Below are 19905 nucleotides of genomic sequence, written 5' to 3'. Positions count from 1 at the left end.
TATACTGAATTAATCTTGGTTAGAGCACTGCACGTCATCCCAAATAATACTGATTTCAGCGCCGCCTAGATGCTTTGAACGGTTAAGTTCTAGCTTGCCATGGTGCCAAGTGGCAATCTTTTTCACTATGTATAGGCCTAAGCCAAAACCACTGCTATCACATTGTTGAGTATCCCGCTCGAAGGCGGCAAAAAGTTGCTTGCCTTTGCCTTCAAATCCCGGTCCGTCATCTTCAACACTGATACGATTGACACCGTTATTCTGGGTGAAATAGACCTGGATTTCATCGGTGGCAAAGCGCATCGCATTTTGGATCAGATTTTGAATCGCAATCGTCATAGTTGTGGGATCGAAATGAGCATGCTGGTGTTGATGCTCGAAATGGATTTTGAGTTTCGGCTGATAAATGGCGTATTTTTGGGCAATTTTCTCCATAAAATGCTCAACCGATTGTGACTCTTGGCTAATATTTTCTTCCTTGTGCTCGAGGCGGGCAAAGGACAGGTAATTTGCAGCAAGTTGCTCAATTTCATCGATATCTTCATTGAGACGCTTAGCGTAATTAGGATCTATCTGCCCCTTAACCAGTTCGAGCGCGAACCGCATCCTCGCGAGCGGGGTGCGTACTTCATGGGAAATGGTACGCGATAGTTCCTTGTGCATTTGTACAAAGTCGACCATTTGATGGCTGACGCTGTTAAATACTTTCGCTAAGGGATAGATAGCCGAATGCCGATGGATATCTTGAGGTAATTTGCGGGGGGCATTGCCATAATCGATCGCTGCTTGCTGCAAATTGTGTAGATCGCGGAACACTGGCCAGATCCACCATAGCGCTACAAGGCATAAAGAAGAATACAAACCTAATAGAATCAAACTGGTATTTCGTTCTTTAGGCTCGGGTGGAATTACCGGGCCAAGCATTAATATGTCTTCGCCGCTTTTGGTTTTGCGGTAAAAATAACGCTCGCCATTGCTGTGGCGCAGAGCAATGGTTTCGCCCTGTTGCAATAGATTGGCCAACTGTGGCGGTAAGGACAGAGCGTCAGCTTGGATATGTTTGACCGTAATAGGGTCGCTTTCATCATAGGTTTGCAACAGACTGTCGACATCTATCTGATATCGATAGTCATCATCTGCAATATGTTCCGCTAATTGACCGAAGCTCCAGATCACTAGGCCGCAGGACAAGAGCAGAAATAATATTAAGCGGTAGAACTGGAATTTCATGTATTTCAGGCTCTACGTTTTGGTGGTAAGTAGTTGAATAAATAGCCTTTACCATGAATTGTCGTAATAGATAAACCTGGAACATTTAGCTCGTCTAATCGTTTACGCAGACGGCTGATCTTTAAATCAATCGCTCGGTCGAGTCCATCGTATTCACGACCCACAAATTGCTCAAACAGGAACTCACGGGAAAGCACTTTGCCCGCGTGTAGGGCAAAAATCCACAGCAGGGCAAATTCCTTTGTTGTGAAGGAGAGCTGTTCATCACCCAGACTCACCTGTTGCAGATTGGGATTTAACAACAAGTTATGCAATTTGAGATTGCTGCGTCCATTGTTGGCCTGTAATTTCCGCAGGTTTGAGCGAATGCGCGCCAACAGTAGCGGCGGTACAACCGGTTTTAACAGGTAGTCACAGGCACCTAAATCGAGTCCGCGGATTTGATCTTGATGATTATCCAAGGCCGTTAAATAAATGATCGGGCAAGGGTAAGTTGCTGAAAGTTGTGGGTAAACGCTGAACCCATCCTGCCCTGGTAACATCACATCACAGATGATTAAGTCGAATTCATCGCTGTCTTGGCGCAGTAGCGCATCTTCAGCATTGTCGAGGTGAATAATTTGATAACCTTCCTGGGCGAGGTAGGTGCAGACTAACTCAGCAAGGGCAAGATCGTCTTCGATTAGGAGAATTTGCGGCGGCGTCTTAGTACTTGTCATAGTAAATTCCAGTTAAGTCCACGACGCTTTCTGCTGTTAGCGGGTTCGAATTTTGCCACTTTAACTAAACCTGTTTTAATGGTGTTATTGTTTTTAGGGTCCCTCAACTCGAACAAGGTATCGTCTTCCAAGGTCAATTGGATTTGATATTTGAAATCGAGTTTTTCTTCGAAACAGGCTAATACAACGGCTTGTTCTGCCATCCATATGCATAAAGATTGTGGAATATCTGATTGATACTCAAAAAGTAAGTCAATGTCGCACGCTGGTTTTTCCCCTGTCACAGCACAGGTGTTAGGGGTGAGACGCCATTCATCGGCCTGGGCCTTTGCCCCCAAATTACTTATTATCAACAGCGAAGTTGCGATTAGCCAGAGAGAGCTAGAATAATGCTTAGAAGGCATAGCTTATCCCAACAAATCCAGACGCATAACTGTCTTTGTCTATTAATACACTATCGGTTATCCCTTGCCCAAGCCAAGTGTATTCGAGGATACCAACAAAATTTACCTGCTCCATTAAAGGAACATTAATCACACTTCTGACATGCAGGTTGGTCGTAGGTTTTGGCTCGAAGTTCGTGCGCAGTGGGCCTTGTTCTTCGCTAGTGAGGTCATAGTAGTAGCCAATGAGATTATCACTCTTGCGGATGGCGCCTATCTCAAAGCCTAACGCACCCCATTGAAAACGTTGGCTGTGTTTGACCCTGAGTTGGATTTCATTGCCTTGATGAAGGCCTGTGATGTCATGGTAATAACCCAAACTGACATCCAAATAGCGGGCTACCCAAGTGGCATTAATACCACCGAGATAAGAAAGATTTCGCTCAATATCCTCAAACTTCACGGCTTTAGGGTTAAGTGGCAGTTTCACAGGTGTGTAACCTAATATATCGCTCAGTAATAGTTTATTCAGTCCATCGAATTCAAAGAAAAAACCATCCTCATTAAAGCGAGTCTGTAGATCGACAATAAAATTGTTCGATTCATACAGGCTATATCCTAAGGTGAAATTCTCGACATAAAAATCCTCGCCATAGTAATACCAACTAGGTAATACCCAAGTGCTAATGTTTTTGACTTTAGCCCGTGGATTTTCCAGCGCACCATAGCCCGCAGCTAACGAAATTTGCCAGTCACCTGGAGAGACCGACTCAACATCTTTAGCTTGCAGCTTAGCGCTGCTACCGAGTAGCAGTACTGAGAGCAATGTTGCTTTTATGACTCGAATTGTCACTTCTTAGTAAATCCCCAATGTAGTTCAAATGTATTGTTAAACCTCATTAAGACGAAACTCAGCCTATCACTTTGTTGGCGATATTTAAGCATAATTATTCGATGTGCTACAAAATGATACATCGTTTCAATTGCTACACACATGTTAAGTTTTTTGATGTGATTGTTATCAAAGTGTACAAATTGCTACTAAAAAGCACTGCCCAATTCACTTTGCCGAATGTTTAGATGGGGACGCCGAAAGGCAGCTTGGCCGTAATCAACGGCTAGCTATAACAATAACGGAGAAGCAAAGTGAAGATTAAGTTACTAACTTGTACTATTGCTGCCGCCCTTTATGGCGCTGGAGCTATGCAGGCAGCTGCTAGCATTGGCGAAGTGCATAAACTAAGAGGGTTGCAGTTAACACCTGAGCAAATTGCAGCAATAAATGCTCCAAAAGTAAGCGTCGAAGACGGTGCTCTAGGCAAAGGTCTCAACATTCAAATCAATCAGCAGGCAAATAAGTTTCAGTTTGAAGAGGGGTTGACTGGTGAGCAGGTTTATATTGTACGTCTTAATCAAAAGCCTTTGGCGCAGCTCAGTGCAGCGTTATTAAGCACGGATAATTCATCAGCAAAATTGGCTAAGACTTCCAAGCTTTTTGTTGCTGGTCAGCCAGCAAGCAGCGCAGTACAAAGTTATCGCTCACAATTGTTATCTAGCCAAAAACAAGTGATTGCGGACATTCAGTCAACCGTTGGTGCGCGTCAAGTTCGTCAGCAGTTTACCAATGCGGTAAACGGTTTCTCGATGACCATGACACAGGAAGAAGCACAACGTGTTTCTCAATTGGCCAACGTGTCATCTGTTCGTCGTTCTAAAACCTATGAACTCCTATCTGATGCGGGTCCAGAGCTTATCCAAGCCGATAAGATTTGGACGGGGGTTGCTGCGGCCGATACCGTTGCCTATAACGGCGATGGAATGAAAGGTGAAGGGATTATTGTTGGTATCATCGATACCGGTATTAACTCGGATCACCCATCGTTCGCCGTAACCGGCGCTGATGGTTATACACATAAAAACCCTTGGGCTCCAGGCAAGTATGTTGGTGACTGTACCAAGGATGGTTTTGAAACTATGTGTAACGACAAGTTAATCGGTGTTCGTTCTTATCCTGTGATCACCGATAACTTCACTAGTGGTGTTTTTGGGGCGACTCGCCCAGCAGTAGGTGAAGATTACCAAGGTCACGGTTCACACGTTGCCTCTACCGCTGCCGGTAACGTATTGTTTGATATTGATTATATAAGCCCTGATGCAGGACAAGCGGTATCTGATGGTTCGGTAATCAAAGAGAAATTATTCCCCCGTATGAGCGGTGTGGCTCCACATGCCAATATTATCGCTTACCAAGTGTGTCATCCTGATAACCAGCTTACAGCTGGCTGTCCTGGTGAAGCCTTGATTGCAGGTATTGAAGATGCGATCAAAGATGGTGTTGACGTTATCAACTTCTCTATCGGTGGTCAGGAGTCAAATCCATGGGCTGACGACGTGGAACTCGCCTTCCTCTCCGCCCGTGAAGCCGGTATTTCTGTTGCGGTTGCAGCGGGGAACTCTGGTCAATATGGTGGCGCCCCTGAGTTCTTCGGTGCAATCGACCATGCATCACCATGGTTAATGAACGTTGCTGCATCGACCCACGCCCGTGAAGTGGAAATCACCACTAAATTGGTGAATCCTGTTGGCGGGGCGCAAGTGCCTACTTGGCCAGAAATCGTCGGTGGTGTAATCAACAAAGAAGGCGTAACAGGCCGCGTAGTACTTGCGTCTAAATATGGCGACCAATACTGTGCCAAGCCGTTTCCTGCCGATACTTTTGTTTTAAAAGATGCTGATGGCAATCCAACCGATGAAAACGTTATCGTGGTTTGTCAACGTGATAGTCTGACTAACACCAATGGTACTGCCCGTAGCGTAAAAGCCGACAACGTTAAAGCTGGCGGCGGCGACGGTATGATCCTGTACAACTACACTATCGGTGACCCTATCGTTCCTGCGGCTTCTTACTCAATTCCTTCAATCCATATCACCAAGGAAGAGTACGACGGTCGTTGGGATAACGGCATGGCAGGTTACGGTTTAATCGATTGGTTAAACAAAGGCAGCGGCCATATTCTGACCATCACAGGTACTGAAATCGAACGTACCATGGATGATGCTCGTGCCGATTGGTTAGCGCCATTCTCATCACGCGGCCCAAGTAATTCTACTCCAGAAGCGCTTATTCCAGCGGTCGCCGCTCCAGGTGTTAATATTTATGCTGCTTTTGCCGACGAGCATCCATTCAGCTCTTCAGCTGCATCGGGTGACTTTGCCTTCTTAAGCGGTACTTCGATGGCATCGCCACATGTTGCAGGTGCTATGGCACTACTGCGTCAAGCACAACCCAGCTGGACAGCGACTGAAATCCAGTCAGCACTGGCGATGACCGCTGAAAACAAGGTTTTCTACCATCGTTCGAACAGTGCGACTGGGGACGTCAAGTTAGCATCGACCTATCGTGCGGGTACCGGTCGTATTAACGTTGCTAACGCGGTGAATGCGGGCTTTGTGATGGATGAAACCGTTGATAATTTTAAAGCGGCCGATCCTAACAATGGTGGAATATTACATAAGCTCAATCTTCCGCAATTAGTCAACTTCGAATGTAAGCCGAAGTGTCAATGGATTCGTACTATTAAGGCGACTAAAGACGGCAGTTGGAGTGTTACTAATGGCGATGTGCTTAACTGGAACACTGATTCTTATTATCAAGTTGTCCAAAATGGTGTAACTATCAAAGTTTCACCAAGTGAGTTTACCTTAGCCGCCGGTGAGACTAAGGATATCGTGATTGAAGCGTCAATCATGGACACTCAAGATATGTTCAGTAACTCGGAAGTGGAGTTGCACTCTAACTTAGTGTTCACCGAAACCAGTGGTAATGCTTCTGAAGCTCATTGGCCAGTTGTATTTAAATACGACAAAAATAGTATGCCTGCCAATCTTTTAGCAACAGCGCATCGTAACGATGCCAACGTTGTGTTTAAAGGAATAACGTTACCTGAAGGGGATAGCATACACGGTCGCGTATTTGAGCCGGTAAAAGCTGACGTAAAAACCGTTGTCTTACCAAAGGATGATGACGCCTACTTCCCTTGGGCAAGTACTGGTGATGCAGGGGTTCCTATGGAGCAACGCATCGACGAAGCGACTCATGTTGAGATGATTGATGTACCCGCGGGTAGTCGTCGTTTGATGGTTGAAGTTTTAGGAAATATTAAGACAGAGCTTTTACCTGGTGATTTTGATAGAGGTAACGCAAACGTTTATGTCGGTAAGGATTATAACGGCAACGGCAAAGCGGATCCGTTTGAAGAACTGTTATGTTTATCTAACGACAGCCTCTATAACAACTTCTGTAACATTAACCAACCTGATGAAGGTACTTATTGGGTGATGCTTTATAACCCAAGAAAAGGAACTGCACAGAACGGTTATAATGGCGGTATGGAAGAAACCTTCCAGTTCGCTACTTCAGTTGTGAGTGACCAAGTGGCCAGCAATATGAGTATTGATGTCCCTGCCAGCAACGGTACTGATACTGTGGATGTGACCCTAAACTGGGATATTCCTGAAATGGTTGAAGGTGACATCTATTACTCATTAGTGGATTTCGGTACTTCAGCGGTTAATGCCGGCAACATCGGTAAGGTGGCATTGAAGCTGGTACGTGGTGTGAATGATGTTCACTTAGATGTGCCACAAACAGGTGCTCTACCTGGTAATCAAATTCCATTTACTTTCGAAGTGCAGCCAAACGATTCTGGAGCAGACCGTGCCTTTAGCATTGTGGCCACAATACCTGAAGGCCTGAAACTGAAAGCAGAAGATATTCTGAGTTCATCTAAAGCAATTGTTCAAAATGTAAAATTTGAAGACGGTAAGCTGATTATCAGTGGTGTTCAACCAAATACTGCGGATGTTTATGCTCATTACGAGCTCAGCACAAATGAAACTGATCCCATGTGCCGTACACCTGATTTTGGTAACAAAAATCCGGGTGGTTATGTGAATCTAGAAGAGTTTGCTATCTATCCAAGTTTCAGTGGTTTTGAACCAACGGTTATTGGTGATAATGGCAGAGCGACACCAGGTAATACTAACGCTATTCGTTTTAGCAATAATCCTGTTGAAATCCCTGTAAGCACCTTATTTAGCGGTGATTATACGGGTTACCACTTGTATAACAATGCTGAAGCAATGAACGCCTATCACAAAAATAGCTTGCGCATTTTTGGTACAGGAATCGTTGCACTTTACGGCGGAAATTTCAGCCTCTGGCATGACATTTTCTCATACAACCGCTCTCCTTACTCCAGCTTAGGGATTCTCTGGCGTGCTTATGGACTTGGTGCCGGTGCAACGCAGGAGTTCATGAGTGTACCTTTAATCAACACTTCATCTGAGCGTGCAGGTATTACTCTGGCGAGCACGAGTACAGGTTGGGGGATCTTGGAATATGATAACGCTCGTTCTTATAAGTCTCTTGGTCTAGATGCGCAGCGCGTCTATCAATGGGAAGAGAGTGACGATCGTTTCGATTTCGAGCTTATCTTCAACGTCAACACCCGTTTCGGTGATGGTCAATACGAGATGATGATGGCCTACGATAATATCGACTTTGGCTCAAAGGATGACCGTGGTTCTATTGGTATTCAAGGCTTTAAGGGTCCGCTGACAAAAATTGGACCAGATCGTGGTTACAAGGGTGAGCAGTATGCTTGGAATGGCCTGAAAGATAAAATCCGCAATGGTCTGGTGCTTTGTTATGACTACGTAGGTCCTGAGTCTTCACAATTTGAAGTGACAGCTTGGACAACCGTTAAGAACAACACCGCGGGTAAAGTGTTAACGGTTGATGCAGTCAGCAAGGTTGATGGTATGGCTGATATCAACATGACTCACAGTATCACTGTGCCAGGTAACATTACTGTTGCTAGCATCGCTAACCAATCGATTGCTGAAAACACTAGCTTAGAAGGTCTAAAGGTATTTTATGCCGATGAGCACAACAGTGTTAACACTATCAGCGTTACCGGTGACAACATTACTGCCGTGGTTGACGGTCATACTTCAGGCTCAAGCGTGAAGATCACACCGAAGAAGAACTTCTATGGTGATGTTGAAGTGACTGTAACGGTGAGTGATGTTGAAAACCCAGCTGATAAAGATAGCACTACCTTCATGCTGCATGTTGAGTCTGACGGTAAGAAAACCACTGAAACTAATGAAACCAATGAAACGCCAGTTGAAGAAACTGAGTCAAGCAGCGGTGGTGCATTAGGTGGTCTGTCTATGCTACTTGCTCTGGGTGCAATGATTAGAAGAAGAACACGTTAATCGCGTTTCAAATTCATAATCAATTGTTATTTATCCTGAATTTAGGATGCCGGTAAAAGGATTTACCGGCTTTTTTCCTTCAAGGATGTACGGCATTATCAATTAAAAGCATTTACATTGGTTGATATTCACCCAATTGCATGCTCCTTTCTTCGTTTTTATCCTCTGTCGTTCAAAACGTCCCCACCTCCCGCAGCGCGAAATGCTGGGTAATAATTCTTTGGCCTTGTTTTGATGTTGTTATTAAGGTTTTTTGCAAAACAATAAATTGTTAAAACGATGGTTAATTGATTTTATTTGTGAGCGGATGTTAATTGGTAGTACAAAATGTTACTCAAAAGTTCTGACTTATTTGCTCGCTTGAGTGGTTAGATTGCTCGCCGCAAGGTGCTGGACCATTAAATATGGCTGGCTATAACAATAATGGAGAGAGCAAAGTGAAGCTTAAGATAGTAACTTGTACTGTTGCTGCAGCCCTCTATGGTGCGGGTGCTATGCAGGCTGCGGCCAGCATAGGGCAAGTGCATCAACTCAAAGGTTTGCAGTTAACACCAGAACAAATCAGTACTTTATATACTCAGAATGCACAAGTTGATGATTCAGCTCAGGGCGTTGGACTGAATATTCAAATTAATCCTCAAGCAAGTAAATTTGAGTTTGAAGAAGGTTTGACGGGTGAACAGGTTTACATTGTTCGTTTAAATCAAAAGCCTTTAGCGCAAGTGAGTGCAGATCTGTTAAGCACTGGCAACGCATCGGCAAAATCAGCTGCTAAACCCGCTAAGCTGTATGTTGCTGGCAAGCCTTCAAACAGTGCAGTACAAAGCTATCGAAACCAATTATTAACTAGCCAAAAACAAGTTATTTCTGACATTCAGTCCACTGTCGGCGCCCGTCAAGTTCGTCAACAGTTCATTAATGCGGTAAACGGTTTTTCTATGGCTATGACCCAGGAAGAAGCATTACGTGTTTCTAAACTGGCCAATGTGGCTTCTGTTCGCCGCTCAAAAAACTATGAATTGCAATCAGATGCAGGTCCTGAGCTAATCCAAGCCGATAAGATTTGGACCGGTGAAGTGACTCAGGACTCAGTGCCTTATAAAGGCGAAAAAATGATCATAGGTATCATCGATACCGGCATTAACTCAGATCATCCTTCCTTCGCAGCTGTTGATGCCGAAGGGTATCAACATACAAACCCATGGGGTAAAGGTAACTACGTTGGTGATTGTACCAAAGCTGGTTTTGAAACCCTCTGTAACGATAAGTTAATCGGTGTGCGTTCGTATCCAGTCATCACCAATAATTTTACCAATGGTCTTTATGGTGCAATTCGTCCAGCTGTCGGTGAAGATTATCAAGGCCACGGTTCGCACGTAGCCTCAACCGCTGCAGGTAACGTATTAAAAAACATCGATTATATGTCACCTGAAAGTGGTAAAGCGGTTTCCGATGGCATGGTAATGAAACCGAATATCTTCCCTGTCATCAGCGGTGTGGCACCCCGTGCCAACATTGTGTCCTATCAAGTGTGTCATCCAGATAATGCCTTAACTGGCGGCTGTCCTGGCGAAGCCCTCGTTGCTGGTATTGAAGATGCCATCAAAGATGGCGTGGATGTCATCAACTTCTCAATTGGTGGCCAAGATTCAAATCCATGGGCTAATGATGTTGAATTAGCATTTTTAGCGGCCCGTGAAGCCGGTATTTCAGTTGCAACTGCGGCAGGTAACTCTGGCCAACCTGCTGGTCATAAAGAGTATTTTGGTCTTATTGACCATGCTTCACCTTGGTTGCTGAACGTGGCTGCAAGTACCCATGCCCGTGAAGTTGCGATCACAACTAAACTGGTTGATCCCGTCGGTGGTGCGCGCGTTCCTGCTTGGTCTGAAATTGTAGGTGGCGCAATCAATACCGGCAGTGTCACAGGTCATGTTGTTGAGGCTATCAATTTCGGTGATCAATTCTGCTCGAAACCATTCCCTGAGGGGACTTTCGTTTGGAAGGATGCTGATGGTAATCCAACCGACGATAACGTTATCGTAGTCTGTCAGCGTGATAGTTTAGCTAATGCTGCGGGTACTTCTCGTACCGCTAAAGCCGATAATGTTAAAGCTGGCGGCGGTGATGGCATGATCATGTATAACTTTGATAATGCTGATGCAATTGTTCCTACGGCGATGTATTCAATCCCAACCATTCATATCACTAAACAGGAATGGGATGGTCGATGGGATAACGGCATGGCTGGGTATGGTTTGGTTGACTGGTTAACGAAAGGTTCCGGTCATATGATAACCATCACATCAAGTGAAATTGAGCGAAAGATAGACCCTGAACGTGCTGACTGGTTAGCGGCGTTTTCTTCGCGTGGTCCTAGCTCATCAACTCAAGAAGCACTGATCCCTGCGGTTGCGGCTCCGGGTGTAAACATCTATGCAGCTTATGCTGACGAGCAACCATTCAGCCCAACACCTTCGACGAGTGATTTTGCGTTCTTAAGCGGTACTTCTATGGCATCGCCACACGTTGCCGGTTCGATGGCGCTGCTGCGTCAGGCACAGCCAACGTGGACTGCGACCGAAATTCAATCTGCGCTGGCTATGACGGCTGAAAACAAAGTGAGATACCGTCGTCAAGATGACCCTAACGGTGATATCGCGTTAGCGTCAACTTACCGTGCGGGTACTGGTCGTATTAACGTTGCTAACGCGGTGAATGCGGGCTTTGTTATGGACGAAACCGTAGAAAACTTCAAAGCGGCTGACCCACACAACGGTGGCACAGTTCATAAGCTTAACATTCCTCAGTTAGTGAACTTTGAATGTAAACCTAAGTGTCAATGGTTCCGTACCATCAAGGCGACTAAGGATGGAACTTGGAGCGTAACTAACGGTGAGGTGGTCAACTGGAGCACTGATTCTCGTTCACAGGTTGTTCAAAATGGTGTCACGATTAAGGTGTCCCCAAGTGAGTTCACTTTGGCTGCTGGTGAAACCAAGGATATCGTGATTGAAGCATCGATCATGGATACTCAGGATTTGTTCAGTAATGCTGAGGTTGAACTGCATTCAAACCTCGTGTTTACAGATACCTCTGGTAACGCCTCTGAAGCCCACTGGCCTATCGTATTTAAATACGACAAAAATGGTATGCCTGCTCGCTTAAAAGCGACTGCACATCGTAATGAAGGCAGTTCGGTTCTGAAGGATATTAATTTACCTGAGGGTGACAGCATTTTCGCCCGCGTCTATACGCCAGCTAAGGCTGAGGTGAAAACTGTTACACTGCCAAAAGATAATGACGAATACTATCCATGGTCTGCAAATGCAGATAAGACGATTGATATGGCGCTTCGCATAGATGAAGCGACCCATGTCGAAATGATCGATGTACCTGCTAATAGTCGTCGTCTCATGGTGGAAGCATTAGGAACCACTCAATCTGAGTTAATGCAAAACTTAGACAAAGGTAATTTGGTGGTATTCGTTGGTAAGGACTATAACGGCAACGGTCAAGCTGATCCGTTTGAAGAACTGCTATGTGTATCTAACCATATTCAATACAACAACTTCTGTAACATCAACGACCCTGATGAAGGCACCTATTGGGCACTGTTCTATAACGCAAGAAAAGGTACTCGATTCAATAATTACTACAATGCATTGAAAGAAACCTTCGAGTATACGACGAGTGTGGTAAGTGACGAAATTGCTAACAACATGAGTATCGATGTACCTGTTAGCAATGGTACCGAGCCTGTCGATATCACTGTGAACTGGAATATTCCAGAGATGAAAGCGGGTGATTTTTACTATTCATTAGTTGATTTTGGTACTTCGGCAGTGAATGCGGGCAACATAGGTAAAGTGGCTCTGAAGCTGGACCGCGGTGTGGATGATGTTCATTTACAAGCATCAAAAACCAAAGCGTTACCTGGTGATCAAATTCCATTTACTTTCCAAGTTCAGCCGAATGATTCGGGTGCCGACCGTGCCTTTAGCATTGTGGCGACCATTCCAGAAGGTTTAGGTCTGAAGGCCGAAGATGTATTGAGCTCATCGAGCGCTATTGTAAAAGACGTTAAGTTTGAAGGTGGTAAGCTAACTATCAGCGGTGTTCAACCCGATACACGTGATCTGGATGCTCACTACAATATATCAACCAATGCTGACGACCCAATGTGCCGTACGCCAAATTTTGGTAACAAAAATCCTGGCGGGTATGTGAACTTGGAAGAGTTTGCTATCTATCCCACTTTTGGTGGTTTTGCACCGGTTCAGTATGCCGCAAATGGTAGAGCTATCCTTGAAAAGGATAATAATATCCTAACGGAGTTTGGTATTACTGTTCCAGTTAGCACCATATTTGGCGGTGCTTACGACAGTTTCCACTTATACAACAACAAGGATGACATCAACATCTGGAAGCAAAACTCACTGGAAATTCGTGGTCACGGTTTTGTCTCTTTGTTTGCTGGACAGAAGTTGTTCTATCCATGGCATGATGTGTTCCCGTACAACAGCAATCCATACTCAAGTATCGGTATCTTATGGCGTGGACATGGTTTTGCACAAAGTGGCGCACAGGAGAAGATGAGTGTTCCATTAATCAACACATCTACAGAACGTGCGGGGATCACTCTCGCGAGCACTAGCACGGGTTGGGGTATCTTAGAATACGATAATGCGCGTTCGTATGAGCCATTAGGCAAAGACGATAAAGGTGTTCATCAATGGAATGAGAGAGACGATCGATTTGACTTCGAGTTACTCTTCAACGTAAACACCCGCTATGGTGATGGTGAATACGAGTTGATGATGGCTTACGACAATATCGACTTTGGTTCTCAGGACGGACGTGGTTCTATCGGTTTTCAAGGTTTTAAAGGTAGCCTAGATATGTACGGACCATTAGGTAAGTACCGTGGCGAACGTTATGCCTACAACAACCTTAAGGATAAGGTGCATAGTGGTTTAGTGATTTGTTACGACTACGTAGGTCCAGAATCGTCGCAATTTGAAGTGACCGCGTTGACCACTGTGAAGAACAATACTGCAGGTAAAGTGTTAACTGTGGATGCAGTGAGCCAAGTCGATGGCATGGCTGATATTACTATGTCACACAGCGTAACTGTGCCAGGTAACATTTCTGTTGCCCGTATCGCCAATCAATCGATTGCTGAAAACACGAGCTTAGAAGGCTTAAAGATCATTTATGCCGACGAACATAATAGTGTTAACACGATCAGTGTGACGGGTGAAAATATCACTGCCGTGGTTGACGGTCATACTTCAGGTTCAAGCGTGAAGATCACACCGAAGAAACACTTCTATGGTGATGTTGAAGTCACTGTAACGGTTAGCGATGTTGAAAACCCTGCGGACAAAGCCAGCACGACCTTTATCTTGACCGTAGTGTCAGACGGTAAAGGCGCAACCACTGAAACCCCGACTGAAACGCCAGTTGAAGAGACTGAGTCAAGCAGCGGTGGTGCCTTAGGTGGATTAACTATGTTGCTTGCATTGGGCGCAATGATCAGACGAAGAACACGCTAATTAAGTGTTAAGCCCCATAATCAGGTGTTATTTATCCTGAATTTAGGATGCCGGTAAAGGGATTTACCGGCTTTTTTATTTTTACACATACCTTCCCTAATCAGGTTGTAATTTATTTTTAAAGTCTCCCGGTGGCTTGTTGCATTTTTGTATCGTCAATCGATTTGATGGCATAAAAGTCCGACTTTTGAAGTTTTATTGACGCATTTTTTGATACAAAAACTCACAATTGAAAATAAGTAACAGAATGTATCTTAGTCAAATGTGCTTATTTTTTATTTGTTTTTGATTTTATATATAAAATTTTCATATTTTTTAGGGTTACATGCTGAGTTTTGGGTGTTTGCTGAGTGATGTTGCTGTTTGGTGTTTTTTGTGGATACAAAATGTTACTTCAAAGTGCTGATTTTTTTAATTTGTTGGTGTTTAGATTAGGGCGCCGTCAGGCAGTTAGGCTGTGTGATAAATGGCCAACTAACAACAATAACGGAGAAGCGAAGTGAAGCTAAAGTTACTAACTTACACTGTTGCTGCCGCCCTTTATGGTGCTGGTGCTATGCAGGCTGCTGCAAGTATGGGCGAAGTACATAAGAACCAAGTACACACGATTAAAGGTTTGCAGTTAACCCCTGAACAAATCAATCAATTAAATGCAGAGCAAGCAAAAGCTGCAGCAGGAGAGCAGGGTGTTGGTGTTAACATCCAAATCAATCCTCAGGCGAGCAAGTTCCAATATGAAGAAGGTTTGACTGGTGAACAGGTCTATATTGTTCGTTTAAACCAAAAACCTTTGGCACAAGTGAGTGCTGAATTATTAGGTTCAACGAATGCTTCAGCGAGATCGACTAAGCCTTCAAAACTGTTCGTTGCGGGTCAACCTGCAAACCGTGCGGTACAAAACTACCGTACTCAATTGTTAAACACTCAAAAGCAAGTGCTAGCTGATATTCAGTCGAATGTAGGTGCGCGTCAGGCTCGTCAACAGTTTACTAACGCGGTAAACGGTTTCTCGATTGCGATGACCCAGGAAGAAGCACAGCGCGTTGCCGAACTGCCTAATGTTGCCTCGGTTCGCCTATCAAAAACCTATGAATTACAGTCAGATGCTGGTCCTCAGCTGATCCAGGCTGATAAGATTTGGACTGGTACTGCAACCCCAGACGGCCTGCCTTACAAAGGTGAAGGCATTGTTATGGGTATTATCGATACCGGTATTAACTCGGATCACCCTTCATTCGCCGCAATCGGTGAAGATGGTTACAAACACGACAACCCTTGGGGCGCAGGAAACTACGTTGGTGACTGTACCAAAGTGGGTTTCGAAAGCATGTGTAACGATAAGCTCATCGGTGTTCGTTCGTATCCTGTGATCACCGATAACTTTACTAACGGTAACTTTGGTGTAACTCGCCCTGCAGTGGGTGAAGATTATCAAGGTCACGGTTCACATGTGGCTTCTACTGCTGCCGGTAACGTACTGTTAAACGTTGATTATCTTGCTGGTGTTAGCGACACGGAAGCTTCCGATGGTCGGGTGATCAAAGCGGGGTTATTCCCAAGCATTAGTGGTGTTGCACCACACGCGAACATTGTTTCTTACCAAGTCTGCTACCCAGATAACCATGTTGGTGCAGGCTGCCCTGGTGAAGCGTTAGTCGCGGGTATTGAAGATGCCATTAAAGACGGCGTGGACGTGATTAACTTCTCTATTGGTGGTCAGGAATCGAATCCTTGGGCCGATGACGTTCAATTAGCCTTCCTTGCTGCCCGCGAAGCAGGTGTATCTGTTGCTGTTGCAGCGGGTAACTCAGGCCAATACGGCGGTGCTACGGAATACTTCGGCCGCATTGACCATGCTTCACCATGGTTATTAAGCGCAGCAGCAACGACCCATGACCGCGTGATTGATATCACCACTAAGCTTGTAGACCCTGTTGGTGGATTAACCACTCCTTCATGGAGTGAAATCACCGGCGGCGTGATTAACAAAGAATCGGTCACTGGTCGTGTGGTAATGGCGAGAAACTACAACGATGAATACTGTGCGAATCCGTTCCCTGCGGGCACTTTCGACTTGACCGATGCCGATGGCAATCCTGTCGATGTGATTGTTGCCTGTCGTCGTAACAGTACAACTAGCACAACTGGTATTGCCCGTAGCGTGAAAGCAGACAACGTTAAAGCCGGCGGCGCAGACGGTATGATCCTGTATAACTTCGCTAAAGGCGAAGCGATTGTACCCGCGGTATCTTACTCAGTGCCTTCAATCCATATCACGCAAGAAAACTGGGGTACATCGAGCGGTAGTGGTCTATATGGCTGGTTGAACAAAGGTACTGGTCATACCCTGACGATCACTGCCACTGAAATCGAGCGTAATCTCTACCCAGAAAAAGCCGATTGGTTAGCGCCGTTCTCATCACGTGGCCCAAGCTCATCGACGCCAGAAGCCCTGATCCCTGCGGTTGCAGCCCCAGGTGTGGATATTTTTGCCGCCTATGCTGACGAGCATCCATTTGATACAAGCTCGCCATCAAGCGATTTTGCGATGATCAGCGGCACTTCAATGGCATCGCCACACGTTGCAGGCTCTATAGCATTGATTCGTCAAGCCCATAAAGATTGGACTGCGACGGAAGTGCAATCTGCCCTAGCAATGACCACGGAGAACAAAGTTCAATACCGTCGTCTTAATGAAGCAACAGGTGATGTTGAACTTGCATCAACCTACCGCGCGGGTACTGGCCGTATTAACGTGAAAAATGCGGTTAATGCAGGCTTTGTAATGGATGAAACCATTGATAACTTCAAAGCGGCTGATCCTAATAACGGTGGTGTGGTGCATAAGCTGAACATCCCACAATTAGTTAACTTTGAGTGTAAGCCTAAGTGCCAATGGATCCGTACCATTCGCGCAACGAAAGACGGCAGCTGGAGTGTGACTAACGGCGATGTGATCAACTGGAACATGGATTCACAGAATCAAGTCGTTCAAAATGGGGTGACCATCAAAGCTTATCCAAGCGAGTTTACGCTCAAAGCGGGTGAGACTCGGGATATCGTGATTGAAGCGTCAATTATGGATACCCAGGACCCATTCAGTAACGCTGAAGTTGAATTACATTCAAACCTGATCTTCACCGAAACCACTAATAACGCCCCAGAAGCCCATTGGCCAATCGTGTTCAAGTATGACAACAACGATATGCCATCAAGCTTGCAAGCAACTGCTCACCGTAACAATGCCAGTGCATTGATTAAAGGCATTAATTTACCTGAAGGTGATAGCATTTACGGTCGTATTTTCGAGCCGGTGAAAGCGGAAGTGAAAACGGCAACCCTGCCAAAGGATGATGATAATCTTTTCCCTTGGACTATTAATGCCGATCCTAGCGTTGCTATAAACAAACGTGTTGATGAGGCAACCCTCGTTGAGATGATCGACGTTCCTGCGGGCAGTCGTCGTCTGATTGTTGAAACCTTAGGGAAGATGCAGTCTCCTTTCGAGGGGGATTGGGATAAAGGTAACATCACTATCTACGTTGGTAAGGACTATAACGGTGATGGTCAGCCTAATCCGCTAGAAGAAATCCTGTGCGTATCTAATGACAACCTTTATAACAACTTCTGTAATATCAATGAACCAGAAGAAGGCACTTATTGGGCTATCTTCTACAACCCAAGAAAAGGTAGTTCTTCAAATAACTACAACGCTGGCGTGATGGAAACCTTCCAATATGCCTCGACCGTTGTAGGTGGCCAAGTTGCTAACAACTTGAGTGTTGAAGTACCAGCCAGCAATGGCAGCGATGCTGTAAATATCAACGTGAACTGGAATATTCCAGAGATGACAGCGGGTGATGTTTACCACTCGTTAATTGACTTTGGTACTTCTGCAGTGAACGCAGGTAACATTGGTAAAGTATCCTTTAAGCTAATACGTGGTGTGGATGACGTTAATCTCAATGTCACTCAAACTAAGGCGTTAGTCGGTGATAACTTACCATTTACCTTCCAAGTTCAGCCAAACGATTCTGGTGCAGACCGTGCATTTAGCATTGAAGCAAATATCCCAGAAGGACTAAGACTGAGAGCGGAAGACGTATATACCTCTTCAAAAGCGATTGTTAAAGATATTAAAGTTGAAGGCAATAAGCTGACCATCAGCGGTGTTCAACCGAACACACTAGGTGACTATGCTCACTACAATATCACTACAAGCGAAGATGACCCTCTGTGCCGTACGCCAAACTTTGGTAACAGCAACCCAGGTGGTTACGTTAACTTAGAAGAGTTCGGTATCTACCCAACCATGAGTGGTTTCCAGCCAACGGTCATTAATGAAGCAACCGGTAGAGCACCTACAGGTAGCAACAATATGATCAACTACCAAAATGGTGTTCAGATGCCAGTCAGCACCTTCTTTGGCGGCGCATATACAAGCTTCCATTTGTATAACAACGCTGAAACCATGAACATGTGGAATAACAATACCCTGCAAATTATGGGTACTGGTACCGTCACTTTATACGGTAACGAAAAGTTCTTCTATCCATGGCATGATATCTTCCCATACAACAACGCACCTTTTGCGAGTATTGGTATGTTGTGGCGTGCGTATGACTATAGAGGAACAGTTCAAGATCTAATGAGTGTGCCTTTAGTGCTCAGCAGCACTGAAATTGCAGGTATCTCTGCCGCTAGTACTTCAACGGGATGGGGTATTATTGAGTATGATAATGCACGTTCTTACAAGCAATTAGATAGAGATGCTCAAGGTGTTTGGCAGTGGGAAGAGCGTGACGATAGATTCGACTTCGAACTGCTGTTCAATGTAAACACTCGCTTTGGCGACGGTGAGTTTGAACTGATCATGGCTTACGATAATATCGATTTTGGTAGTCAAGATGACCGTGGTTCTATTGGTCTTCAGGGCTTCAAAGGTGCTTTATCTCGATTAGGCCCTGCAGGTGGGTACAAGGGTGAACAATACGCTTGGAACAACCTGAAGGACAAGATCCACAACGGTCTAGTGGTTTGTTACGACTATGTGGGTCCTGAGTCTTCACAGTTTGAAGTGACTGCATGGACTAAAGTGACTAGCAAGGCACCAGGTAAAGCGTTAATTGTTGATGCTGTTAGCAAAATTGATGGTATGGCTGATATCAAGATGTCACGCACTGTAACAGTATCATCAAACATTTCTGTTGCTAGTATCGCTAACCAAACCATCGCTGAAAACACGAGTTTAAAAGGCTTGAAAGTGTTCTATGCTGACGAGCAAACCAGTGTTAACACCATCAGCGTAACGGGTGACAATATTACTGCGGTCGTTGATGGTCATACTTCAGGTTCAAGCGTGACTATCACACCTAAGAAAAACTTCCACGGTGATATTCAAGTGACAGTAACCGTAAGCGACGTTGAAAACCCATCGGATCAAGGTTCTACAACCTTCACCCTAACGGTTGAATCTGACGGTAAAGGCGCTGTAACGGAAAACCCTGTTGAAGACGATGAAACGTCAAAAGACAGCGGTGGTGCCTTAGGGGGGCTGTCTATGCTCCTTGCATTAGGTGCAATGATCAGAAGAAGAAATCGCTTCTAATTGAGTCTTAACAATCTCATCGATTGTTTATGATTAATGTGAAATGCCGGCAAAGTGATTTGCCGGCATTTTTATTAGTGGGTGTTATTGTTTTTTAGCATTTTCATCAACTTGTCGTTTTAGTG

Annotated in this window: 7 protein-coding genes; 3 read left to right on the top strand and 4 right to left on the bottom strand. The window is 45.0% G+C overall.

Translation table 11 applies throughout. The features are described from left to right. Positions 1–9: 9 nt before the first annotated feature. Genes K0H61_RS13935 through K0H61_RS13920 form a run of 4 tightly spaced genes read right to left on the bottom strand, consistent with a single transcriptional unit; the run spans position 10 to position 3185 of the window. Positions 10–1230 carry a sensor histidine kinase gene (locus K0H61_RS13935; protein WP_220050039.1) on the bottom strand — a complete coding sequence of 407 codons (1221 nt, stop codon included), beginning with the start codon at positions 1228–1230 and terminating at the stop codon, positions 10–12. Positions 1231–1235: 5 nt separating this feature from the next. Continuing rightward, on the bottom strand, positions 1236–1949 hold the full coding sequence (locus tag K0H61_RS13930) for a response regulator transcription factor (protein WP_220050037.1): 714 nt from the start codon (positions 1947–1949) through the stop codon (positions 1236–1238). Beyond that, positions 1946–2353, bottom strand: coding sequence for a DUF3019 domain-containing protein (locus tag K0H61_RS13925; protein WP_220050035.1), 408 nt, complete (start codon positions 2351–2353; stop codon positions 1946–1948). The genes K0H61_RS13930 and K0H61_RS13925 overlap by 4 nt, the downstream gene beginning before the upstream one ends. Continuing rightward, positions 2343–3185: a MipA/OmpV family protein gene (locus tag K0H61_RS13920; protein ID WP_220050034.1), complete on the bottom strand. Its 843-nt coding sequence runs from the start codon at positions 3183–3185 to the stop codon at positions 2343–2345. Before K0H61_RS13920 ends, K0H61_RS13925 begins: the two co-directional genes overlap by 11 nt. Positions 3186–3478: 293 nt before the next feature. Between K0H61_RS13920 and K0H61_RS13915 the strand changes: the two genes are divergently transcribed. The 3 genes from K0H61_RS13915 to K0H61_RS13905 all read left to right on the top strand — a co-directional run bounded on the left by K0H61_RS13915 (position 3479) and on the right by K0H61_RS13905 (position 19780). Further along, a complete protein-coding gene (locus tag K0H61_RS13915) occupies positions 3479–8614 on the top strand; it encodes a S8 family serine peptidase (RefSeq protein WP_220050032.1) in 5136 nt (1711 codons plus the stop codon). A gap of 437 nt (positions 8615–9051) precedes the next feature. Next, entirely contained in the window at positions 9052–14172 is a 5121-nt protein-coding gene (locus K0H61_RS13910; RefSeq protein ID WP_220050030.1) for a S8 family serine peptidase, read from the top strand. 499 nt (positions 14173–14671) lie between these two features. Beyond that, on the top strand, positions 14672–19780 hold the full coding sequence (locus K0H61_RS13905) for a S8 family serine peptidase (RefSeq protein ID WP_220050029.1): 5109 nt from the start codon (positions 14672–14674) through the stop codon (positions 19778–19780). Positions 19781–19905 lie beyond the last annotated feature (125 nt).

It is taken from the genome of Shewanella acanthi (assembly GCF_019457475.1).
In the GTDB taxonomy this organism is placed as follows: Bacteria; Pseudomonadota; Gammaproteobacteria; order Enterobacterales; family Shewanellaceae; genus Shewanella; species Shewanella acanthi.
This window is presented reverse-complemented; position numbering and strand designations above follow the sequence as displayed.

Excerpts from the sequence above, each read along its gene's own strand:
- K0H61_RS13935 (WP_220050039.1), bottom strand. The coding sequence starts at position 1,230 with ATGAAATTCCAGTTCTACCGCTTAATATTATTTCTGCTCTTGTCCTGC.
- K0H61_RS13930 (WP_220050037.1), bottom strand. The coding sequence starts at position 1,949 with ATGACAAGTACTAAGACGCCGCCGCAAATTCTCCTAATCGAAGACGAT.
- K0H61_RS13925 (WP_220050035.1), bottom strand. The coding sequence starts at position 2,353 with ATGCCTTCTAAGCATTATTCTAGCTCTCTCTGGCTAATCGCAACTTCG.